The sequence below is a fragment of the Gordonibacter sp. 28C genome, assembly GCF_003339845.1.
Lineage (GTDB): Bacteria > Actinomycetota > Coriobacteriia > Coriobacteriales > Eggerthellaceae > Gordonibacter.
In genome coordinates, this window is record NZ_PPTR01000024.1 from 1 (window position 1) to 2,568 (window position 2,568).

A 2,568-nucleotide genomic window follows, 5' to 3' on the forward strand; every position below is an offset into this window, starting at 1 on the left:
GAATACGAGCGTCGGTTTGACACTGCTTGTCGAGATCAGAGATCAAGTGAAGATAGATAGGCTCAAGCTGGAGCAAATCTCTGGCCTGAGCCTTTATTGCCTCTTGACAATGTTCTACTCATATTAATAAAACATCCCCGATGGGGATGTAGATAACAAGTAGATGGCGGAGAAGCAGGGATTCGAACCCTGGATACCCTTGTGGGGTATACTCACTTAGCAGGCGAGCACCTTCGGCCTCTCGGTCACTTCTCCGCGCTATAATAGGTGCGATTCGCTATGATACCGTGACCATCTCGAACTTGCAAGGAGATTGACCGTGCAAATCACGAGTGATCCTCATAATGTCGCAGCTGCGCCCGCCCGCCGCTTCCTCGCGGCGCGCTTCGCGCTGATCCTCGCCGCAGCGGCCCTTGCCGCGGTTATGCTGCTGGCCGCATCCCCCGCGTCGGCGTTCGCGAAATCGTACGACATGACGAAGGTGGACATCACCGCCCAGGCCGAAACGGACGGATCGCTGCATGCGGTCGAGCAGCGCACGTTCGACTTCAACGGCGACTTCACGGCCGTGTGGTGGACGTTCAGCGGGTTGCCCGAGAACGCCGAGCTCAAGGTGAACTCCATGCGCATGGCGCACGTGGACGCGAGCGGCAACGTGACGGGGGAGTGGGAGACGATGCCCAACGTGCCGTTCGTGCTCTCGTGGCGCGACTCCGGCGGCCCGGGCACGGACGCGTATTCCGTCGACGCGCCGAAGAACACGGTGTACGCCTTCTTCAACGCGTCGAGCGAGAAGCTGATGATCGAGTTGGACTACACCGTGGTGAACGGCGTGCAGGCGTACAAGGACGTGGGCGAGGTGCTCTGGAAGTACGTCGCCGACCAATGGGAGGAGGCGTCCGAGAACGTCACGATGACGTTGGCGCTGCCGGTGCCGCAGGGTGTGGAGGTGGTCCCCGGTGATAACGTGCGCGCTTGGGGTCATGGCCCCCTCGACGGGTCGCTCAGCATCAACGCCGACGGCAGCGTCACGTACACGGTGCCGAAGGTGAACGCCGGGCAGTACGCTGAAGCGCGTGTCGTGTTTCCCGTCTCGTGGCTCACGAACCTTTCGGCCGAAGCCGCGAAGCTCCATCAGAACGAATCCCATCTCGACGAGGTGCTTTCCAAAGAAGAGGCGTGGGCCGACGAGGCCAATCGCAATCGCATGATGTCGCTCGCCTTCGTTGTAGGCTGCGGCGTGATCTGCGTGCTGCTCATCGCCTGGGCGCTGTGGTCCTATTTCAGGCACGGCAAGGAGCACGAGCCCGATTTCACCGACGAGTACTGGCGCGACGTTCCCAGCCCGAACGTGCATCCGGCCGTCATCGGGCGGCTGTGGCGTTGGGATCGCGAGAGCCAAGACGACTTCACTGCCACGCTCATGCACCTGTCTCACGTGGGGGCCATACGCATCGACCGCGGCAGCTACGAGAAGCCGAAGAAGTTCGGCGGCTCTGAAACGGTCGAAGACTACTACCTCACGCGCGTGCCCGCCGTGGCCGACGCGGTGACGAACCCCATCGACCGCCATGCGCTCGATCTGCTGTTCAACACCATCGCCGGCAGTCGCGACTCTCTGTGGTTCGGCACGATCCAGCAATACGGCAAAGACCACCCGGAAGACTTCATCGACGCCATGAAAACGTGGCAGGGCATCGTTTCGGCCGAGACGAACCGCTGCGATTTCTTCGAGGCAAAGGGCAAGCGTTACCAAGGGTACCTGGTGACGCTCGCCATCGTGGTGGCGGTGGCCGGCGTGGCCATCGGCATCATGACGGAGAACTTCATCCCGCTCATCTTCATGCTGCCCACGGCCATAGCGTTGGGCATCATCGGAAACTACATGCCGCGCCGCAGCGTGGCGGGCAACAACCTGGTGGCGAAGTGCAAGGCGCTGCGCAACTGGCTGCGCGACTTCTCGTCGCTTGACGAGCGCCCGCCCACCGACGTGAAGGTGTGGGGCGAGTTCATGGTGTACGCCTACCTGTTCGGCATTGCGAAGCAGGTCATGCATGATTTGCAGACGCGCGTGCCCGAGCTGTTCGAGCCCGACGCGGGCATGGCGTACGGTTACGGTTACGTGCCGTGGTGGTTCTGGTACGCACCAACGCACGGCACCGGCGGGGCGGTCATGCCTCCGGCGGGCGACTTGCTGCACACGGCCGTGTCGAACACCATGAACACCGCGCAGGCTGCGATTTCGGGTGCGAGCGGCAACTTCTCCAGCGGCGGCGGCTTCGGCGGGGGGTTCTCCGGCGGCGGAGGCGGCGGCTTCGGCGGAGGCGGCGGCGCGCGGTAGGGGGCTCGACCCAGCGAGTGCTTCGGGTTGTCGACGGTTGTCATCCTGAGCGAGCGATTCGGCTGCCCTCCGTGACATCCTGAGCGGAGCGCAAGGGTGCCGCCCATTACAGTTAGACCCAGCTCTTGCTGGGTCTAACTCTTTCCTTTGATCCCCTGTGCGGATTACGATGGGAGTTGACCCTGCGGGGTTGCTGGCCGACCAGCCCCGGATGGCCCTTCGCCCTT

General features: G+C 62.7%; 1 protein-coding gene and 1 tRNA gene. One reads left to right on the top strand and one right to left on the bottom strand.

Going from position 1 to position 2,568, the window contains the following annotated elements; genetic code table 11:
* Positions 1-164 precede the first annotated feature (164 nt).
* A tRNA-Ser gene (locus C1878_RS16370) sits at positions 165-255 on the bottom strand.
* 64 nt (positions 256-319) lie between these two features.
* On the opposite strand from C1878_RS16370, the gene C1878_RS16375 reads away from it, so the two are divergent.
* Positions 320-2,341, top strand: coding sequence for a DUF2207 domain-containing protein (locus tag C1878_RS16375; RefSeq protein WP_241963800.1), 2,022 nt, complete (start codon positions 320-322; stop codon positions 2,339-2,341).
* Positions 2,342-2,568 lie beyond the last annotated feature (227 nt).